The organism is Salinicola endophyticus, from assembly GCF_040536835.1.
In the GTDB taxonomy this organism is placed as follows: Bacteria; Pseudomonadota; Gammaproteobacteria; order Pseudomonadales; family Halomonadaceae; genus Salinicola; species Salinicola endophyticus_A.
In genome coordinates this window covers 3,641,895-3,658,903 of record NZ_CP159578.1, presented here as the reverse complement: position 1 = coordinate 3,658,903, position 17,009 = coordinate 3,641,895, and the positions used below count along the sequence as shown (strand labels likewise).

Here is a 17,009-nt window from a genome sequence, read left to right as displayed (position 1 = left end):
TCGAACGACTAGCTAGACTTTGTACGAAAACTACCTTCGCTCGCTGACTTCTCGCACAAACCCTAGAAGCGGGGCAGCTCGGGGTGGGGCAGCTCGCCGTGGTGCACGTGCATGGCGCCGAATTCGGCGCAGCGCGCCAGCGTGGGAATGTTCTTGCCCGGATTGAGCAGGCGATGTTCGTCGAAGGCGAACTTGACCGCATGGAACTGGGTCAGCTCGTCGGCGGCGAACTGGGTGCACATCTGGTTGAGCTTCTCGCGTCCAACGCCGTGCTCGCCGGTGATGGTGCCGCCGACCTCGACGCAGAGTTCGAGAATCTTGGCGCCGATGGTCTCGGCGGTCTCCAGCTCGCCGGGGCGGTTGGCGTCGAACAGGATCAGCGGATGCAGGTTGCCGTCGCCGGCGTGGAAGACGTTGGCGACGCGCAGCCCGTAGGTCGCGGAGAGCTCGTTGATGCCCTTGAGCACCCGCGGCAGCTCGCGCCGGGGAATGGTGCCATCCATGCAGTAGTAGTCCGGCGACATGCGCCCCACGGCGGGGAAGGCCGCCTTGCGCCCGGCCCAGAACAGCTGACGCTCGGCGTCGTCACGGGCGAGCCGGATCTCGCTGGCCCCGGCGCGCTCGAGCAGCTCGCGCACGCGCTCGCAGTCGGCGTGGACATCGGCCTCGACGCCGTCGAGCTCGCACAGCAGGATCGCCTCGGCCTCGACCGGATAGCCGGCGTGGACGAAGTCCTCGGCGGCGCGAATCGCCAGGTTGTCCATCATCTCCAGGCCGCCGGGAATGCAGCCGGCGGCGATGATGTCACCCACCGCCTTGCCGGCACGCTCGACGTCGTCGAAGCTGGCCATCAGCACCTTGGCCACCTGCGGCTTGGGCAGCAGCTTGACGGTGACCTCGGTGATCACCCCGAGCATGCCCTCCGAACCGGTGAACAGTGCCAGCAGATCGAAGCCGGGCGCGTCCAGTGCCTCGCTGCCCAGGGTCATGCGTTCACCCTCGATGGTGACGATCTCGACGCTGAGCACGTTGTGTACGGTGAGCCCGTACTTGAGGCAGTGCACCCCGCCAGCGTTCTCGGCGACATTGCCACCGATCGAACAGGCGATCTGCGACGAGGGATCGGGGGCGTAATAGAGCCCGTGCGGCCCGGCGGCTTCGGAGATGGCCAGGTTGCGCACCCCCGGCTGCACCCGCGCCAGGCGCGCATCGGGATCGAGTTCGAGAATACGGTTGAAGCGCGACATTACCAGCAGCACGCCCTTGGCCAGCGGCAGCGCACCGCCGGAGAGCCCGGTACCGGCGCCGCGGGTCACCACCGGCACGCGCTGGGCGTGGCAGACCCGCATCAGCGCCGTCACCTCTTCGAGGGTCGCCGGTAGCGCCACCAGCAGCGGCAGGGTGCGGTAGGCGGAGAGCCCGTCGCACTCGAACGGGCGCAGATCCTCTTCGCGCGCCAGCAGGGTGAGCCCTGGCGCCTCGGCGTGAATCGCCGCCATCAGCGTGGCCTTGTCGACGCTGGCGATCTCACCGTCGAGTCTTTCATCGTAGAGCAGGGTCACGGTCTACTCCCTGGATTGCCGTCATGGGGTGCTTGTCTTGGAGCGGCGTCTCTGCGGACGCTCGCACGTGGCGCCTCTGCCAAGAGATGCCGGTGCCGCGCAACGTTGTGGAAAGTATTTCCATACTGATCTCTGGCATTGTGAGAAAGCGACAGGGGGCTCACCATTAGCCAAAAGACGTAGATGTTGTTAATTGGTCAGACCATGGCGATGCCGAGGCATCGCCATGGTCCGGGACGGGCGGTGGTCAGCCACCCATCAGCGGGTCGCCGATATGGAACACGTAGAAGGCGAGCAGGCCGACGATGCCCGCGAACAGGCAGTAGTAGAGGGTCGGCAGGATCGTCTTGCGCAGCGTGGTGCCCTCGCGGCCGAGCAGCCCCACGGTGGCCGAGGCCGCGACCACGTTGTGAATGGCGATCATGTTGCCGGCCGCCGCGCCCACCGCCTGCAGCGCCACCATCATCGCGGTGGAGACGCTGAGCGCCTCGGCCACGTTGAACTGGAACGCCGAGAGCATCAGGTTGGAGACGGTGTTGGAGCCGGCAATGAAGGCGCCCAGCGCGCCCACCGCAGGGGCGAACAGCGGATAGACGTGGCCCACGCCGTCGGCCACCAGTTGCGCCATCGCCACCGGCATCGAGACCAGATCGGACTCGTTGACGCCGGAGTTGATCAGGATGCGCACCATGGGGATGGTGAACAGCAGCACGAAGCCGGCACCGAGGAGGGTCTTCGAGGATTCGGCGAATGCCGCCTTGACCTGGCTGGCGCGCATCTGGTGCAGGAAGATGGTGCAGATCACCGCGATCAGGATGATGCCGCCGGGCAGATAGAGCCACTCCACGCTGCCGGAGACGCCCTGTTCGCCGAGGATGTTGCTCCAGCCGGTGCTGACCGAGGAGAGCGCCGACTTGACCGCCGGCACGGTGCGCGAGATCACCAGCAGTACGGCGACGATCACATAGGGCATCCAGCCGCGCAGGGTCGACATCGGGGCGCGCCCGGCGACGTCCTCGACCTTGATCTCGATCGTGCCCAGCCACTCGGCCGGCCACTGCGAGCGTGGCGGGAAGTCCCAGATATCCTTGGGCAGCAGAAAGCCTTTGCGTGCCGCCGGCACCACGATCGCCAGACCGATCAATCCGCCCAGCAGCGACGGGAACTCCGGCCCCAGGAAGACCCCCACCAGCATGTAGGGCACCACGAAGCAGACCCCGACGAAGAGCGCGAAGGGTGCGATCGAGAGGCCCTCGCGCCAGGAGCGATTTTCGCCGAAGAAGCGCACCATCACGGTGACCAGGATCAGCGGCATGAACACCCCGATCAGGCCGTGGGTGAGCGCCACCTCGGAGGTGATCAGGCGGAAGAAGGTCTCCCAGCTCGAGCCGTCGGCAGCGAGCTGCTGGCTGATCGCCGCCTGGTTGAGCCCGCCGGTGACGCCGACCACGATCGGCGTGCCCACGGCGCCGAAGGAGACCGGGGTCGACTGCAGCATCATCCCCACCACCACCGCACCCAGCGCGGGGAAGCCGAGTGCCACCATCAGCGGCGCGGCCACTGCGGCCGGCGTGCCGAAGCCCGAGGCGCCCTCGATGAAGCAGCCGAACAGCCAGGCGACGATCAGCGCCTGCACGCGGCGGTCCGGGCTGATGCCGGAGAAGCCGTTGCGGATCGCCATGATGCCGCCGGAGTGCTTGAGCGTGTTGAGCAGCAGGATGGCGCCGAAGATGATCCACAGCAGCGCCACGGTCAGGATCAGCCCCTGGAGAGTCGATGCCAGCACCCGGTTGGCGGTCATGTCCCAGGCGAACAGTGCGATCAGCACCGCCACCACGAAGACGATCGGCATGGCCGTGCGCGCCGCCATGCGCAGGCCGATCAGCAGTACCCCGGCCAGGATCAGCGGCAGGAAGGCAAGCAGTGACAACACCGTATGGTCCATAGCGAAAGCCCTTCTGTGATTTTTATGAGAGCGTGGTTTTCATGCGAGCGTGACTGTTGTTCGTTCGGGTCGAGAAGCGCGTGAGAAGCCGTTCTTCGACGCCGCTTAGACGCCATCCCCCGTCCGTGCCGCGGGGCAGGGGCGGATGCTGGCACGATAGCCAGACGCCCGGGCGTGCGCTATCCGTGGATAAGTGGTCAGACCATGGTGAATCGTTGCGGTGGGTTGCCTGCGGGCCTCTTGCTGCAAGGCTTGCCTGGTGGCGCCGGGGTGTGTCGCGGGGTCGAGGGAGCCGCGATGATGCGACTAATGGACGGTGCCGGTGATCGGTGTCAGCTTGCTTATCGGTGCCAAAAAAAGCGCCGGGTCTCCCCGGCGCTTCGATCGTTCTGGCAGGTTGCACATCTCGGCGCTGCGATGGACGCCTCAGCCGGTGGCGAGCAGGCCGGTATCGGCTTCGATCTGCTCGGTCGACATCAGCGTCACGTTCACCGGGATCGACTTGGCCGCCAGGGTATTGCTGCCGGTGTCGCGGTTGGCCACCGGGATCAGGTCGTTGACCTCGGGATAGTAGGCGCCCAGGCAGTTCTCGGGCAGGTCATAGGCGATGATCTTGAAGCCGGAGACGTTGCGCTCGACGCCATCGTCGCTGAGCGTGCTCAGGGTCACCTTGTTGCCCGCCTCGAAGCCGTGCTTCTCGATATCCCGCGGGTTCATCATCAGCACCATGCGCGTGCCGTAGATGTCGCGATAGCGGTCGTCGTAGGAGTAGACGGTGGTGTTGTACTGATCGTGGCCGCGGATCGAGAGCAGCTGGAAGTGGGCATCGCCGGGTTCGGACTCGTCCTCCGTCAGGTGGTCCTGCGGGAACAGGAAGTGCGCCTTGCCGGAGTCGGTGTTCCATACCCGGTCGCGGGCGGCGATATCGAGATGGAACACCCCGTCGGCGGCGAGGCGCTGGTTGAAGTCGTAGAAGGTCTCCGGCTGGCTCGCTTCGATCTTGTCGCGGATGCGCGCGTAATCCTCGGCCAGCCACGCCCAGTCGACCTTGGGATTGGGGGCCAGGGTCGCCCGCGCCAGTCCGGCGACGATCGCGATCTCCGAGCGCAGGTGTTCGGAGGCCGGTTCCAGCGCCCCCTTGGAGCCCTGCACGTTGCACATGCCATCCTCGATGGTGATGGTCTGCTCGACCCCGGCCTGGATATCCTTCTCGGTGCGCGCCAGCGCCGGCAGTAGATAGGCCGCCTGTCCGTGGATCAGATGGCTGCGGTTGAGCTTGGTCGCGATCTGCACGGTGAGCGGGATCTTCTCGACGTGGGCGCAGACCCGGGCCTGATCGGCGATGGCGCGGAAGAAGTTGCCGCCCATGCCGAGGAAGGCGTCGGCCTCGTCGCGCAGGATCGCCTCGCAGCACAGCGCCACGTCATGGCCGTGCTCGCGCCGGCACTCGATGCCGAAGAGCTCGTCCAGCTTGGAGAGGAAGGCTTCGCCGGACTTGTGGAAGATGCCCACGGTGCGGTCGCCCTGGACGTTGGAGTGGCCGCGCACCGGGCAGGCGCCGGCGCCGCGTCGGCCGATATGGCCGCCCATCAGCAGCAGGTTGAGGATCTGGTGGATATTGTCGCCGCCGCGCATGTGCTGGGTGATGCCCATGCCCCAGCAGCAGATCACCCGCTCGGCGCGAATCCACGCCTCGGCCGCCTCGCCGATGGCGGCGCGGGTCAGCCCGCTGTGGCGCTCGATGCGCTCCCAGGGTAGCTGGCGGCAGTGTTCGGCGAAGGCTTCGAAGCCATCGGTATGCATGTGGATGAAGTCGTGGTCGATCACCCGCTTGCCGCCGTTGTCGCGGGCCTCGTCGTCGGCGGCGATGATGTGCTTGCACATGCCCTGGATGGCGGCGATATCACCGCCGATGCGCAGTTGATGGTACTGGCTGCTGATCGGTACGCCGTGGTTGGTCAGCATGTCCTTGGGTGTCTGCGGATTGGCGAACTTGACCAGCGCCCGCTCGCGCAGCGGATTGAAGGTGATCACCTCGGCGCCGCGCAGGCGCGCCTCGTGCAGCAGGCCCATCATGCGCGGGCTGTTGGTGCCGGCGTTCTGGCCGAACAGGAAGATGCAGTCGGCGTGCTCGAAATCCTCCAGCACCGTGGTCGCCTTGCCCACGCCGATGCTCTGCGGCAGTGCCACCGTGGTGGTCTCGTGGCACATGTTGGAGCAGTCGGGGAAGTTGTGGGTGCCGATCATGCGGCCGTAGAGCTGCCATAGAAAGGCGGCCTCGTTGGAGGTGCGCCCGGAGGTGTAGAGCTCGACCCGGGTCGGGTCGTAGGTCTGGATGCGCTCGCCGATCTCGCGGTAGGCGGTCTCCCAGTCGATGGGATCGTACTTGTCGGTGGTGGGGTTGTAGCGCAGCGGATGTGTCAGCCGCCCCTGCTTTTCGAGCGCGTGATCCGACCACGCCAGCAGTTCGTTCACGCTGTGCTGGGCGAAGAACTCCGGCGTGGTGCGCGCCGCGGTCGCTTCCCACGCCACCGCCTTGGCGCCGTTCTCGCAGAACTCCAGCGGGCCGGGCTTCTTGGGGTTGGGCCAGGCGCAGCTGGGGCACTCGAAGCCGCCGTCGGGCTGGTTGATCTTGAGCATCAGCGAGTTGCCCTTGAACGGCACCTTCTCGCGCAGAAAATGGGTCTCCGTGGCCTGCACCGATTGCCAGCCGCCGCCCGGGGCGTCGTGCTCGCCCTGCTGGCCGTGCAGTTCATCATCCTTGAGTTGATGTGACATGACCGTGGTCTCCTTGATCGACCTGCGAACTGCCGGCACAGCGTTGCCAGTGAACCGCGAACTCGGGAAGCGCTGAATACATCGCCGAACGAGCCGAACGAGCCGAACGAGCCGAACGAGCCGAACGAGCCGAACGAGCCGAACGAGCCGAAGGGCAAGGCGTACGGAACGCAGAAGGCGAGCCTTCGGCCGGGCTGGCGCCCCAGTACCGTGCCACGTAGTCATTCGCTGGGGACGCCGAGTCCGTGCGGATAGTCATGCAGCGCTTCCCTCACGCTGTGCCGGCTACCGTTTACAGTATGGCAACGCTTGCGCATTTGCCCAGTTCGGTCTGGGTCCATGAGGAAGTGCTGAAGAGGGGGCCTGCCCGAGAGGCGCTCAGTGCGCCGCGCCGGCGGCAGTTTCCGTTTGACGCCCATCGACCCCTTGGACATGCTGGATCACGTCGATTGACCTCTTGTCACATTGTTCTCTTGTCACGAGGAGATGCCTGTCATGGCGCTTAAGATGTTCGATCTCTGCGGTCGCGATGAGCGGCTGCGTTTCTCGCCCTACTGCTGGCGGGTCAAGTTCGCCCTCGCCCACAAGGGGCTGGCGTGCGACTTCGTGCCCTGGAAGTTCACCGACAAGGAGGCGCTCGCCTTCTCCGGCCAGGGCCGGGTGCCGGTAATGGTCGATGGCGAGGAGACCGTCGTCGACAGCTACGAGATTCTGCGCTATCTCGACCGCGCCTACCCCGACAAGCCGCTGCTGGGCGAGGGCGCCGCGGCGGAGCGCGCGCGCTTCTTCAAGTTCTACAGCGAGCGCTCGCTGGCCCCGGGCATCGTGCGCACCATTCTGATGGATGTCTTCAATACCATTCACCCGGATGATCGCGACTACTTCCGTACCACGCGCGAGAAGGCCTTCGGCCGCACGCTCGAGGAGATGCACTCGCCGAGCCAGGGCCTGACCATGCTCGACCGCGCCTTGGAGCCGATGCGCGGGCGTCTCGACGAGAGCGAGTTCCTCGACGGCGCCGCCCCCGGCGCCGCCGACTATCTGGTCGTGGGCGCGTTCATGTGGGCGCGGGTCTGCTCGGGCGCCGACCTGGTCTCCAATGCCGACCCGGTCTACGCCTGGTACCAGCGCATGCTCGACCTCTACGACGGGCTGGGCCGCAACGCCACCCGCCTCGTCGATGTCGAAGGGGCGTATCAGAACGTGTGAGTTCGATAGCGGCGGCGCGATCGCGTGCCGCCAGCGGCGACAGGAGCTGGCCATGATCGATCTGTATTACTGGACCACGCCCAATGGGCACAAGATCACCCTGTGTCTTGAGGAGGCCGGGCTCGACTATCGCATTCGGCCGATCGATATCGCCAAGGGTGAGCAGTTCAGCGCCGAGTTTCTGGAGATTTCGCCCAACAACCGCATTCCGGCGATCGTCGACCGGGCACCGATCGACGGCGGCCAGCCGCTGGCGCTGTTCGAGTCCGGGGCGATCCTCGAGTATCTCGCCGACAAGAGCGGCAAGTTCCTGCCCAAGAGCGGGCGCCAGCGCTACCGCGTGCTGCAGTGGCTGCACTGGCAGGTCGGCGGGCTGGGGCCGATGGCGGGGCAGAATCATCACTTCCGCCACTACGCGCCGCGCAAGATCGAGTATGCGATCGAGCGTTACACCAAGGAGACGGCGCGGCTCTACGGCGTGCTCGACCGCCAACTGGAGGACAACGACTTCGTCGCCGGTGATGACTATTCGATCGCCGACATGGCGATCTGGCCGTGGATTCGCTCCTATGAGAAGCAGGGCCAGGAGCTGGATGACTTCCCCGCGCTGCAGCGCTGGTTCGAAGGGGTGCAGCGGCGTGACGCGGTGAATCGGGCCTACGCCCGGGCGCTGGAGGTCAACCCGGACAACGACGTGGCGATGACCGATGAAGCGCGCGGGCACCTGTTCGGGCGCTGAGGGCCGCCAGGAGAGCCAAATAGAGAGGCCCGGTATTCACCGGGCCTCTCGCGTTTCCATCACACTGTTCTAGCACAACATCGTTCTAGCACACCGCTCTGGCGCTCAGCGTTCGCTGTCGAAGAACGTCTTGACCTGCTGGAAGGCGGTGGCGAAGTAGCGTTCGTAGGTGTCCTTTTCGACGAAGCCGATGTGCGGTGTCGCCAGTACTCGCGGATGCGCCTGATAGGCGCTCGCGCCCTCCGGCTCCTGCTCGAAGACGTCCAGCGCCGCGCTCCCCGGACGCCCGGCATCGAGGGCATCGAGCAGCGCCCCGGGGCGGATCAGCTCGGCGCGGCTGGTGTTGACCAGCAGCGCATCGGCGCGCATGGTGGCCAGCTCGCGCGCGGTGATCATGCCGCGGGTGTCATCGGTGAGCCTGAGATGCAGCGAGACCACGTCGCAGCGGGCGAGAAAGGCGTGGCGATCGGGCTCGAACGCGATACCCAGCTCGAAGGCGCGCCCGGCGCTCGCTTCGCGTCCGTGGGCCACCACCTGCATGCCGAAGGCCTGGGCGTAGCCGGCAACCAGACTGCCGATCTTGCCCAGCCCCCAGATGCCCAAGGTGCGCCCGTGCAGCGCATGCCCCAGCGACTCCGTCTCCAGACGCTCGGTGGTGCGCTGCCACTCGCCCCGGGCCTGGCGCGCCAGATAGCCGCCGAGACGGCGACAGCCCGCCATGATCAGCAGCCAGGTCAGCTCGGCCGGGGCGATGGGCGAACCGGTGCCCTCGCGCACCGCGATACCCAGCTCGCGACACGCCTCGAGATCGATCGCCGAGGCCAGGCGTCCGGTCTGCACCACCAGCTTGAGCCGCGGCAGCTTCTCCAGCACCTCGCGGCTGAGCACGCTACGTTCGCGGATCAGGATCACCGCATCGCTCTCGGCCAGCCGCGCCGCCAGCGCCGAGGGGGCGACCCGCGCGTACTCGATATCCAGCCGCACGTCGCAGCCGTCGAGTTCGCGCACGGCGTCGAGAAAGCCGCAGCATCCCTGATAGTCATCCAGCACCGTTACCGTCATCGCCATGGCAGCGCCTCCTCGGCAGTCATACTGGCTGCCATTGTTGGCACGTCCAGGGGTGGCTGTCGAGCGGTCACTGGTGGCGTTCGAGAAAGCGCTGAACGCGCTCGGTACGCGGCCGGGTGAAGAAGGTTTCGGGGTCGGCCTGCTCGATGATCAGCCCCTTTTCGAGAAACACCACCTGATCGGAGACGGCGCGGGAGAAGGCCATCTCATGGGTCACGATGACCATGGTGTAGCCTTCGGCCGAGAGCGCTTTGATCACCCCCAGCACCTCGCCCACCAGCTCCGGGTCGAGCGCCGAGGTGGGCTCGTCGAACAGCATCACCTCCGGCTGCATGGCCAGCGCACGGGCGATCGCCACGCGCTGCTTCTGGCCACCGGAGAGGGTGTTGGGGTAGGCATCCTGCTTGTGCGACATGCCGACCTTGTCGAGCAGTTCCCGGGCTCGCGCCTGGGCTTCCTGTCGCGACTGGCCGAGCACGTGGATCGGGGCCTCGGTGACGTTGTGCAGCACGTTGAGGTGCGGCCACAGGTTGAAACTCTGGAATACCATGCCGGTCCTGGCACGCACGCGCGCCAGCGCCTTCACCGACATGGCTCGCCCGTCGGCGTTGATGCCGATACGCTCGCCGGCGATGTGGATGGTGCCGCGCTCCGGCTGTTCCAGCCAGTTGATGCAGCGCAGAAGCGTCGACTTGCCCGAGCCGGAGGAGCCCAGGATGGTGACGACGTCGCCCTGTTTGACCTCCAGATTGACGTCGCGCAGCACCTCGACGTCGTCGAAGCTCTTGGACAGGTTGCGGATCGAGACCGCGGCTGTACTCGCGTGAGGATCACGCGTCGCCTGACGTCCGGCCGTGGCGTAAAGATCAGACATTGTCGAACCCCCGTCTGCTACCGAAGCGCCCACACTGTTTGACGATCACTTCCATCACGATGCTGACCGCCCAGTAAAAGCCGATCACCACGATGAAGGCTTCGGTGGGAATGAAGTAGGTACCGGAGAGGCTGTTGGCCGCGGCCGTCAGCTCCTGCACGGTGATGATGACCAGAAAGGCCGTGTCCTTGAGCGCGTAGATCAGCTGATTGCCCAGCAAGGGGCGGGTCTGCATGACGATCTGCGGCAGGATCAGACGCAGGAACATCTGGCTGCGGGTGAAGCCGTGGGCCTGCGCCGCCTCGATCTGACCGGGCGGGAAGGTCAGCCGGCTGCCGCGGAAGATCTCGGCGATATAACAGCCGTGGTAGACCGCCAGGGCACCGACCCCCGACCACCAGGCGTCGAGCCGGATACCGAAGCTGGGCAGGCCGTAGTAGAGCAGGTAGGCCAGGATCAAAAACGGCAGCATGCGCATGCCGTCGATGAACACCCGCAGCGGTACCGCCAGCCGCGGGCGACTGCCTTCGAGCAGATAGAGCAGGATGCAGCCGATCACGAAGGCGGCGCTGATCGCGCAGCCGAAGATCGTCATGGTGCTGAGAAAGCCGGACCAGAACTGATCCCGCGCCTGCCACAGAATTTGCCAGTTACTCATGACCTTCTCCTCGCGATGCCCTAGACGGCGAGCCGGTTGGCGCGGCGCTCGGCGACCCGCTGGGCCCACACCAGACCGCCGATGATCGCCATGTAGAGCACGCAGGCGACCAGAATCGGCGGCAGCGGCTCATAGGTGACCGCGGAGATGCGGTTGGTGACACGGGTCAGATCGACGATCCCGATCACCGCGATCGCCGGGCTGCCCTTGATCAGAAACGACATCTCGTTGATCAGCCCGGGCAGACTGGTGATCACCATCTGCGGCAGCATGATGCGGCGGAAGGTGATCCAGGGGGTCATGCCCGTGGCCATCGCCGCCTCGCGCTGCTCGCGCGAGAAGTTGCGAAAGGCGCTGCGCCAGATCTCGGCGTTGAAGGCGGTGGTGTTGAGGGTGAGGGCCAGAATCCCCGCCACGTTGCGGTCCAGTTGAAGGCCGAAGGTCGGGGCGCTGAGGAAGATGAACAGCGCCAGGGTGACCAGGGGCGTGGCACGGGCCAGGCTGATGTAGAGCACCAGCAGCTGGTCGATGAGCGGAACCTTGGCGAGTCGGATCAGCGCCAGGATCAGCCCGGCGGTGACCCCCATGGCGATGGACACGCCGGAGATCCAGAGCGTGGTCCAGGCGCCCTCCAGCAGCATGTGCCAGGCACTGGCGTTCATGATGAGCTCTCCACAGGGTGGTCGCTGGCAGCGCACCGCGGGCAGGCCGCGGCGCGCTCGGGTCGGCTAGACGTGGTCGCGGCGGCGCCGCGGTGACCTGCTACTGGCTGCTGGCCTGCAGCTCGTGGAACTGCTCGACGCTGGTCAGCGGTACCGTGGGCAGATCGGGGAAGCTCTCGCCGAACCACTTCTCCTGCAGCGCCGCCAGCTGGCCGCTCTCGCGCAGGTGGTCGAGGAAGCCATTCATGTAGGCCAGCAGCTCGGGGCTCGACTTGGGGATCGGCCAGGAGACGTAACCCGGGCCGGATACCGCCGGGCCCTTGGCGAAGACGTTCGGCTTGGAGGCCACCAGGGTGTTGACCGGTACCGCCGAGTCGATCACGAAGTCGAGCCGGCCATTGGCCAGGTCGGCGAAGGCTTCCGGGTAGGATTCGTACTGCACCACCTTGCCCAGTTCGCCGCCGCTCTCCTTGAGCATCTTCTCGAGCTCGGGCAGGCGTGACAGCAGCACGCTGCCGGCCTGGACCCCCAGCGTCTTGCCGCTCAGGTCGGCCACGCTCTTGATGCTGTCGTCGCCGGCACGGGTGATCGCGAAGTGCTGGGCGGAGGCGTAGGGCGCGGTGTAGTTGAACACGCGCAGGCGCTCGTCGGAGACCGATGCGCCGGTCAGTGCCATGTCGTACTGGCCGGTGGAGACCGCCGCCAGCAGGCCGGTCCACGGCAGGATGTCCTGCTTGACGTCGAAGTCGGCATACTCGCGCAGCGCCACCAGCACGTCGGCATTGAACCCGACCGGCTGGCCGTTCTCGATGTAGTTGAAGGGGGCGTAGTTGTCCTCGGTGGCCACGCTCAGGCTGCCGCGGCTCTCGATCTCGGGTAGATCGGCCGCCATGGCCCAGGGTGGCGTGGCCATGGCGAGGGCCAGCAGGGCACCGCCCACCAGGGTGGCCAGGCGTGCGCCGTAACGGTGCGGGGTCGGTGTCGTGGAACGGGTCGGGAAGCGCATCATGAAGAACCCTCTCGAGGTGTTGTTATGGCGTGACGTCTTGGTCGAGTGACGCCGCTATCGAGTGATGTCGTTGTCGCGTTTGTTGTTATCGCAGTCGCTGTCATTGCAGTTGCTGTAATGCATCGCCCCGCCGGGTCGGCCGTCAGCGCTGGGGCGACCTGTGCGGCGCTGGTTTCACCCTAAAGAACTCGCCGCCCCTCGCCGTAGAGCCAGTTGGCCGGCAGTGGTTGGCCAGACGCCACGCCCGCGGCTGAATCGGAACGCAGCCGCCGACCTGGGGCCGGCGTGGCCGCAGATCGGTCCGCTGACGCTTTCATTATCTATGCAGGGTTCATGCCAGTTCTTCGAGGGCAGCGATCAGCTGCGCCAGCGCGACGCCGCGAAAGCCGATCCCGATGAGCTGGCTCGGTCCGCCACGACCCGGCGCCGTGGGAGTCCAAGAGGAGCGCCCGCCGCTCCACTGAAAGACGTATCGCCGGCCCGCGCAGTCGATAAACCCTTTGGCTCGCGCGAGAGCGTGCTGGTGCACGGAGAGCAGCGCCTCGAGCGTCTCGCGGTGCAGCGTCGCCGGCAGCGTGATGCTGAAACGCTGCCAGTCGAGGCTGGAGCCTGGGGCGGGGCCGGGAGCGGTGGTAGAGCCAGTGCCGGTTACCGCTGCACGGAACGCCGGCGCCGGTTCGCGCCCGTTCTCGACTGTCGCGTACAGCGATGGCGCGTCTGATTGGCAAACGATAGGGGTGGTGGCTGGGGCGAGCGCGCTCAGCCGCTGCCAGGCGGCTTGCCGCGATGTCGGTGACAGCAGCGCCGCCCGGTTCACCACGAGTTCGGTGGCGCCGATGATCTGTTCGGCGACCAAGTCGCCGACCCGGCGATCGTCGAGACGAGCCGTCAAGGTGGAGAGATCGACCAGGGTGACGATGCGTTCCAGGTGGTAGCGCCGCGCCACCCGGATGAGATCGGCGATACGCCCGGGGCGGGCCACGCCGCTGGTCTCGATGATCAGCGACGTGGGCGGCTGCTCCCAGCGCGCCAGGCGCGAGAGCTGGACACCGAGTTCGTCACTCAGCGAGCAGCACAGGCAGCCGCTGCTCAGCGCGAGCAGGTGCTGGCCCTGGTGTTCGATCAGTTCGGCATCGACGTTGAGGGTGCCGAAGTCGTTGACCAGCACCAGGGTATCGGCACCGCACCCCTGACGCAGGTGTGCATTGAGCCAGGTGGTCTTGCCGGCGCCGAGATAGCCGGCGATCAGCGTGACCGCGATGGTGCCGGGGACGCCGTTGGTATCCGTCATCAAGGCTCGGCCGGCGGGTTGGGATAGACGATGCCGCCGACCACGGTCGCCGCGACGCGCAGCGTCGGCAGCCGCGCCAGCGTTACCTCGCGCGGGTCCTCGTCCAGAACCGCCATGTCGGCGAGCTTGCCCACTTCGAGGCTGCCGATGCGATCGTCGAGCCTGAGCGTATAGGCGGCATCCAGGGTGATCAGCTTGAGCGCCCGCGTCACGCTGAGCGCTTCATGCGCGCCCAGGATCGCGCCGCTGGCGGTCTGGCGCGCTACCGTGCACCAAGCGGTGAAGAGCGGTGACAACGGTGTGACCGGGGCGTCGCAGTGCGCGGCGATGGGGATGCCGAGACGCTCGGCCGAGGCCAGCGGTTCCAGGCGCTGGCTACGCTCGAAACCCAGCGTCCGCGTACGGTGGATGTCGCCCCAGTAGTAGAGGTGGTTGGCGAACATGTTGAGGCAGACCCCAAGGCGGGCCGCACGCCGCATCTGCGCCTGATTGATGATCTGACAGTGCTGCAGGGTATGGCGATGATCGGGGCGCGGCCACAGCGCCAGGGCGGACTCGATCGCGTCCAGCATCAGATCCACGGCTTCGTCGCCGTTGGTGTGGATATGCAGCTGCAGCCCGGCCTGATGGTAGCGCTGGACCACTTCGATGAGCCGCTCCGGCTCCGCGTTCCATAGCCCGTTGGGTGTGCCGTCGTGGTATCCCGGCCAGTTGAGTCGGGCGCTGTAGCCTTGGATCGAGCCATCGGTCATCAGCTTGACCGGCCCGAAGTGCAGCTTGTCGGTGCTGAGCTGGCAGCACGCCAGTACCCGCTCGATGCCGACATCGGTGGTGTAGGTCAGCGCGCTCATCGCCGGCACCAGGCGCATCGGCACATCGTCACGCGCGCAGGTGGCGAGCATGCTCTCGACGCCGTCCTCGCTGAGCGGGTTGTAGAGGTCGGTCAGGGTGGTGACGCCGTGGCGCTGCGCGATCCGGGCATAGCGGGCCAGCGTCTGCGGCTCGCTGCCACGGTCGAAGAGATCCAGCGACAGCGTATCGAAGATGGCGAACATCGCTGCCATCTCACGCAGCTCGCCGTTGGGGTGGCCGTCTGCGTCCTTCATCACCCCCTCGATCTCGGCATGCGGGTCGAGGCCGGCGTGGCGCAGCATGGCCCCGTTCACCGTCATCATGTGCAGATTGGCATGGATCACCACGATGGGGCGTTCGGCGTCGACGGCATCCAGGTCGTGGCGATCCAGGCGCCGGTCGGGGAAGTAGATCGGATCGAACCCCCAGGCTATCAGCGCTGCCCCGGCGGGGAGGGTGTCAGCCTGCTGGCGCAGGCGTGCCTGCAGCGAGGCGATGTCGGTCAGCCCTGGCCAGAGGCTGCCCTCGGGGTCCTGACGGGCAAAGAACCCGGCATAGACGTACTCCCACAGAGCCCCCTCCAGCGCATGGCTATGCCCCTCCACGAACCCGGGCAGAATCACCTTGTCGGCGAAGCGTTGATCGACCTCGTGGGCACCCAGATCGGCCAGCTCGTTCAGCGTGCCGACCCCGAGCACGCGCCCATCGCGCACGGCGATATGGGTCGCCTCCGGCAGGCTCGGGTTCATGGTCAGGATGCGACGCGCGGCATAGATGCGAAGACTCATGTCGGGCTCGTCTCCTGAGGGGTGGCCGCGCGGGTTTGACGTCGGCGCTGCCAGCCCCGCAGCAGTGGAATGCAGGCCAGGGCGGCCACGGCATAGCCACCGAAGATGCCCAGGTAGGTCCAGGTGCCCAGGGAGGGGGCAATCGGTGCGAAGAAGAACAGGGTCGGAATATTGACCACGATGATCGCGATGTTGAAGAACGCCAGCTCCTTGGGCACTGAGGTGCTGAAGTCCGCATCGAGCATGCGTAGCAGCAGCAGGCCGGTACCGGTGGAGCCGCAGCAGCAGCCGAAGGCGGTCACCGTGCGTTCCGGGCCGAGTCGCCCGCTCAAGCGGCCGATCGCCACCGCGCCCAGCAGGGTGACGAGGGTGACGCCGACGGCGACGATCAGTATCGGGATCAGCAGCGCGGTGAGCACCGCCACCTGAATGCTCATCAGCGTCGCCACGACCATGAAATCGACCGAGCCGCTGGTGATGCGTTTGAGGGTGTCGTCATCGACCTTGCTCGACCAGCCGTAACGGTCGATCACCAGACGCATCAGCACGCAAATCGTGAGGCCATGGATGAAAAAGAGATTGAAGCTGAAGAAGACCGGCAGCACCTGATTGCCGGCGACCAGCGGCTGCATGAACGACAGCCAGGCATAGGTGATGGCGTAGGCGACCCCGAGCAGACCGAGATGCCAGGCGAGTGAATCGACGTTGCCGGCGTGGGTGACCTGCCGACCGCCGGCGGGCTGATGCTCGGGGGCATGGAAGCCGGCGATGAAATCGTCATCCAGGGTCGACTCGCGGTTGCTGTTGAGGCCGCGCTTGAGACAGTGACGCGCCACCGGCACGCCCACCGCGAACGCGGCGATGAAGCCCAGCGAGGCGAAGATGACGCCGACCTGGGCGGCATCGGCGATACCGTAGCGGGTCTCCCAGATGGTGCCGTAGGTCAGTGCCTGGCCCGGCCCCTGGGTGAAGCCATGGGTGACGATCGCCCCCAGTAGCGGGTCGAGGCCGGCACCGCTGATCCAGTCATAGCCCGCCATCAGGGCGAAGCCGAGCACCGCCTGAGCGCCCAGGCTGGCGGTCCAGATCAGTGTGAGCCAGAGTCCGCCGCCGACCACCCCCTGACGACCCTCCCGGGTGGTCGATCTGGGGCTGCCGGTCAGACACAGCGACATGAAGCTCAGGGTGAAGAAGTGAAAGGCGAGGGCGGTGAAATCCCCGGGCCCGTAGCCGGGGATCAGCCCGCACGAGAGCAGGATGAAACCGAGCACACCGGCGACGATGCTACCCGGCACCAGGCTGGCGCGCAGCCAGCCGAGGCGACCGCGCAGTAGGCTGCCGGCGACCAGCAGCGCCGCCATCAGCGCGAAGGCGATGATGCCATGAAAGGTACTGCCCATGTTGCGATCCTCACGGTTGATATTGTTGTAGGCACGCCCTTGGGGCGGGCATCACGCTTGGGCCCTGTCAGCGATGGTAAGGTCGGGTAGTGGCGATGCCACAGGACAGTTGCCGAGGATGGTCGAGACAGCGGCGAGCGCCGTTGGGCGCGCAGGAGGGCGAGCGAGCATGGG

Annotated in this window: 13 protein-coding genes; 2 read left to right on the top strand and 11 right to left on the bottom strand. The window is 66.5% G+C overall.

The genetic code is table 11. The features are described from left to right. Nucleotides 1-62 precede the first annotated feature (62 nt). From glcD to ABV408_RS16520, 3 genes are all read right to left on the bottom strand, one after another. Nucleotides 63-1,499: a glycolate oxidase subunit GlcD gene (gene glcD / locus ABV408_RS16530; protein WP_405049948.1), complete on the bottom strand. Its 1,437-nt coding sequence runs from the start codon at nucleotides 1,497-1,499 to the stop codon at nucleotides 63-65. 310 nt (nucleotides 1,500-1,809) lie between these two features. Continuing rightward, entirely contained in the window at nucleotides 1,810-3,507 is a 1,698-nt protein-coding gene (locus ABV408_RS16525; RefSeq protein WP_353979986.1) for an L-lactate permease, read from the bottom strand. 426 nt (nucleotides 3,508-3,933) lie between these two features. Next, nucleotides 3,934-6,285, bottom strand: coding sequence for an FdhF/YdeP family oxidoreductase (locus ABV408_RS16520; protein ID WP_353979984.1), 2,352 nt, complete (start codon nucleotides 6,283-6,285; stop codon nucleotides 3,934-3,936). 495 nt (nucleotides 6,286-6,780) lie between these two features. Between ABV408_RS16520 and ABV408_RS16515 the strand changes: the two genes are divergently transcribed. Both ABV408_RS16515 and ABV408_RS16510 read left to right on the top strand, forming a co-directional pair. Beyond that, nucleotides 6,781-7,494: a glutathione S-transferase N-terminal domain-containing protein gene (locus tag ABV408_RS16515; RefSeq protein WP_353979983.1), complete on the top strand. Its 714-nt coding sequence runs from the start codon at nucleotides 6,781-6,783 to the stop codon at nucleotides 7,492-7,494. Nucleotides 7,495-7,546: 52 nt separating this feature from the next. Beyond that, entirely contained in the window at nucleotides 7,547-8,233 is a 687-nt protein-coding gene (locus ABV408_RS16510) for a glutathione binding-like protein (RefSeq protein WP_353979982.1), read from the top strand. Between the two features lie 105 nt (nucleotides 8,234-8,338). Here the strand turns inward: ABV408_RS16510 and ABV408_RS16505 are convergent, their stop codons facing one another. The 8 genes from ABV408_RS16505 to ABV408_RS16470 all read right to left on the bottom strand — a co-directional run bounded on the left by ABV408_RS16505 (nucleotide 8,339) and on the right by ABV408_RS16470 (nucleotide 16,835). Next, nucleotides 8,339-9,301 carry a D-2-hydroxyacid dehydrogenase family protein gene (locus ABV408_RS16505; protein ID WP_353979981.1) on the bottom strand — a complete coding sequence of 321 codons (963 nt, stop codon included), beginning with the start codon at nucleotides 9,299-9,301 and terminating at the stop codon, nucleotides 8,339-8,341. A gap of 67 nt (nucleotides 9,302-9,368) precedes the next feature. Continuing rightward, a complete protein-coding gene (locus tag ABV408_RS16500; RefSeq protein ID WP_353979980.1) occupies nucleotides 9,369-10,175 on the bottom strand; it encodes an amino acid ABC transporter ATP-binding protein in 807 nt (268 codons plus the stop codon). Beyond that, the gene (locus ABV408_RS16495; RefSeq protein ID WP_353979979.1) at nucleotides 10,168-10,833 is read right to left on the bottom strand and encodes an amino acid ABC transporter permease; all 666 of its coding nucleotides are present in this window, start codon (nucleotides 10,831-10,833) and stop codon (nucleotides 10,168-10,170) included. Before ABV408_RS16495 ends, ABV408_RS16500 begins: the two co-directional genes overlap by 8 nt. Before the next feature lie 20 nt (nucleotides 10,834-10,853). After that, entirely contained in the window at nucleotides 10,854-11,495 is a 642-nt protein-coding gene (locus ABV408_RS16490; RefSeq protein ID WP_353979977.1) for an amino acid ABC transporter permease, read from the bottom strand. A gap of 100 nt (nucleotides 11,496-11,595) precedes the next feature. Next, entirely contained in the window at nucleotides 11,596-12,504 is a 909-nt protein-coding gene (locus tag ABV408_RS16485) for a transporter substrate-binding domain-containing protein (RefSeq protein ID WP_353979976.1), read from the bottom strand. 331 nt (nucleotides 12,505-12,835) lie between these two features. Beyond that, nucleotides 12,836-13,795: a CobW family GTP-binding protein gene (locus ABV408_RS16480; RefSeq protein WP_353979974.1), complete on the bottom strand. Its 960-nt coding sequence runs from the start codon at nucleotides 13,793-13,795 to the stop codon at nucleotides 12,836-12,838. After that, nucleotides 13,795-15,435: an amidohydrolase gene (locus ABV408_RS16475; RefSeq protein ID WP_353979973.1), complete on the bottom strand. Its 1,641-nt coding sequence runs from the start codon at nucleotides 15,433-15,435 to the stop codon at nucleotides 13,795-13,797. Before ABV408_RS16475 ends, ABV408_RS16480 begins: the two co-directional genes overlap by 1 nt. Next, on the bottom strand, nucleotides 15,432-16,835 hold the full coding sequence (locus tag ABV408_RS16470) for a sodium/glutamate symporter (protein WP_353979971.1): 1,404 nt from the start codon (nucleotides 16,833-16,835) through the stop codon (nucleotides 15,432-15,434). The genes ABV408_RS16475 and ABV408_RS16470 overlap by 4 nt, the downstream gene beginning before the upstream one ends. Nucleotides 16,836-17,009: the final 174 nt, after the last annotated feature.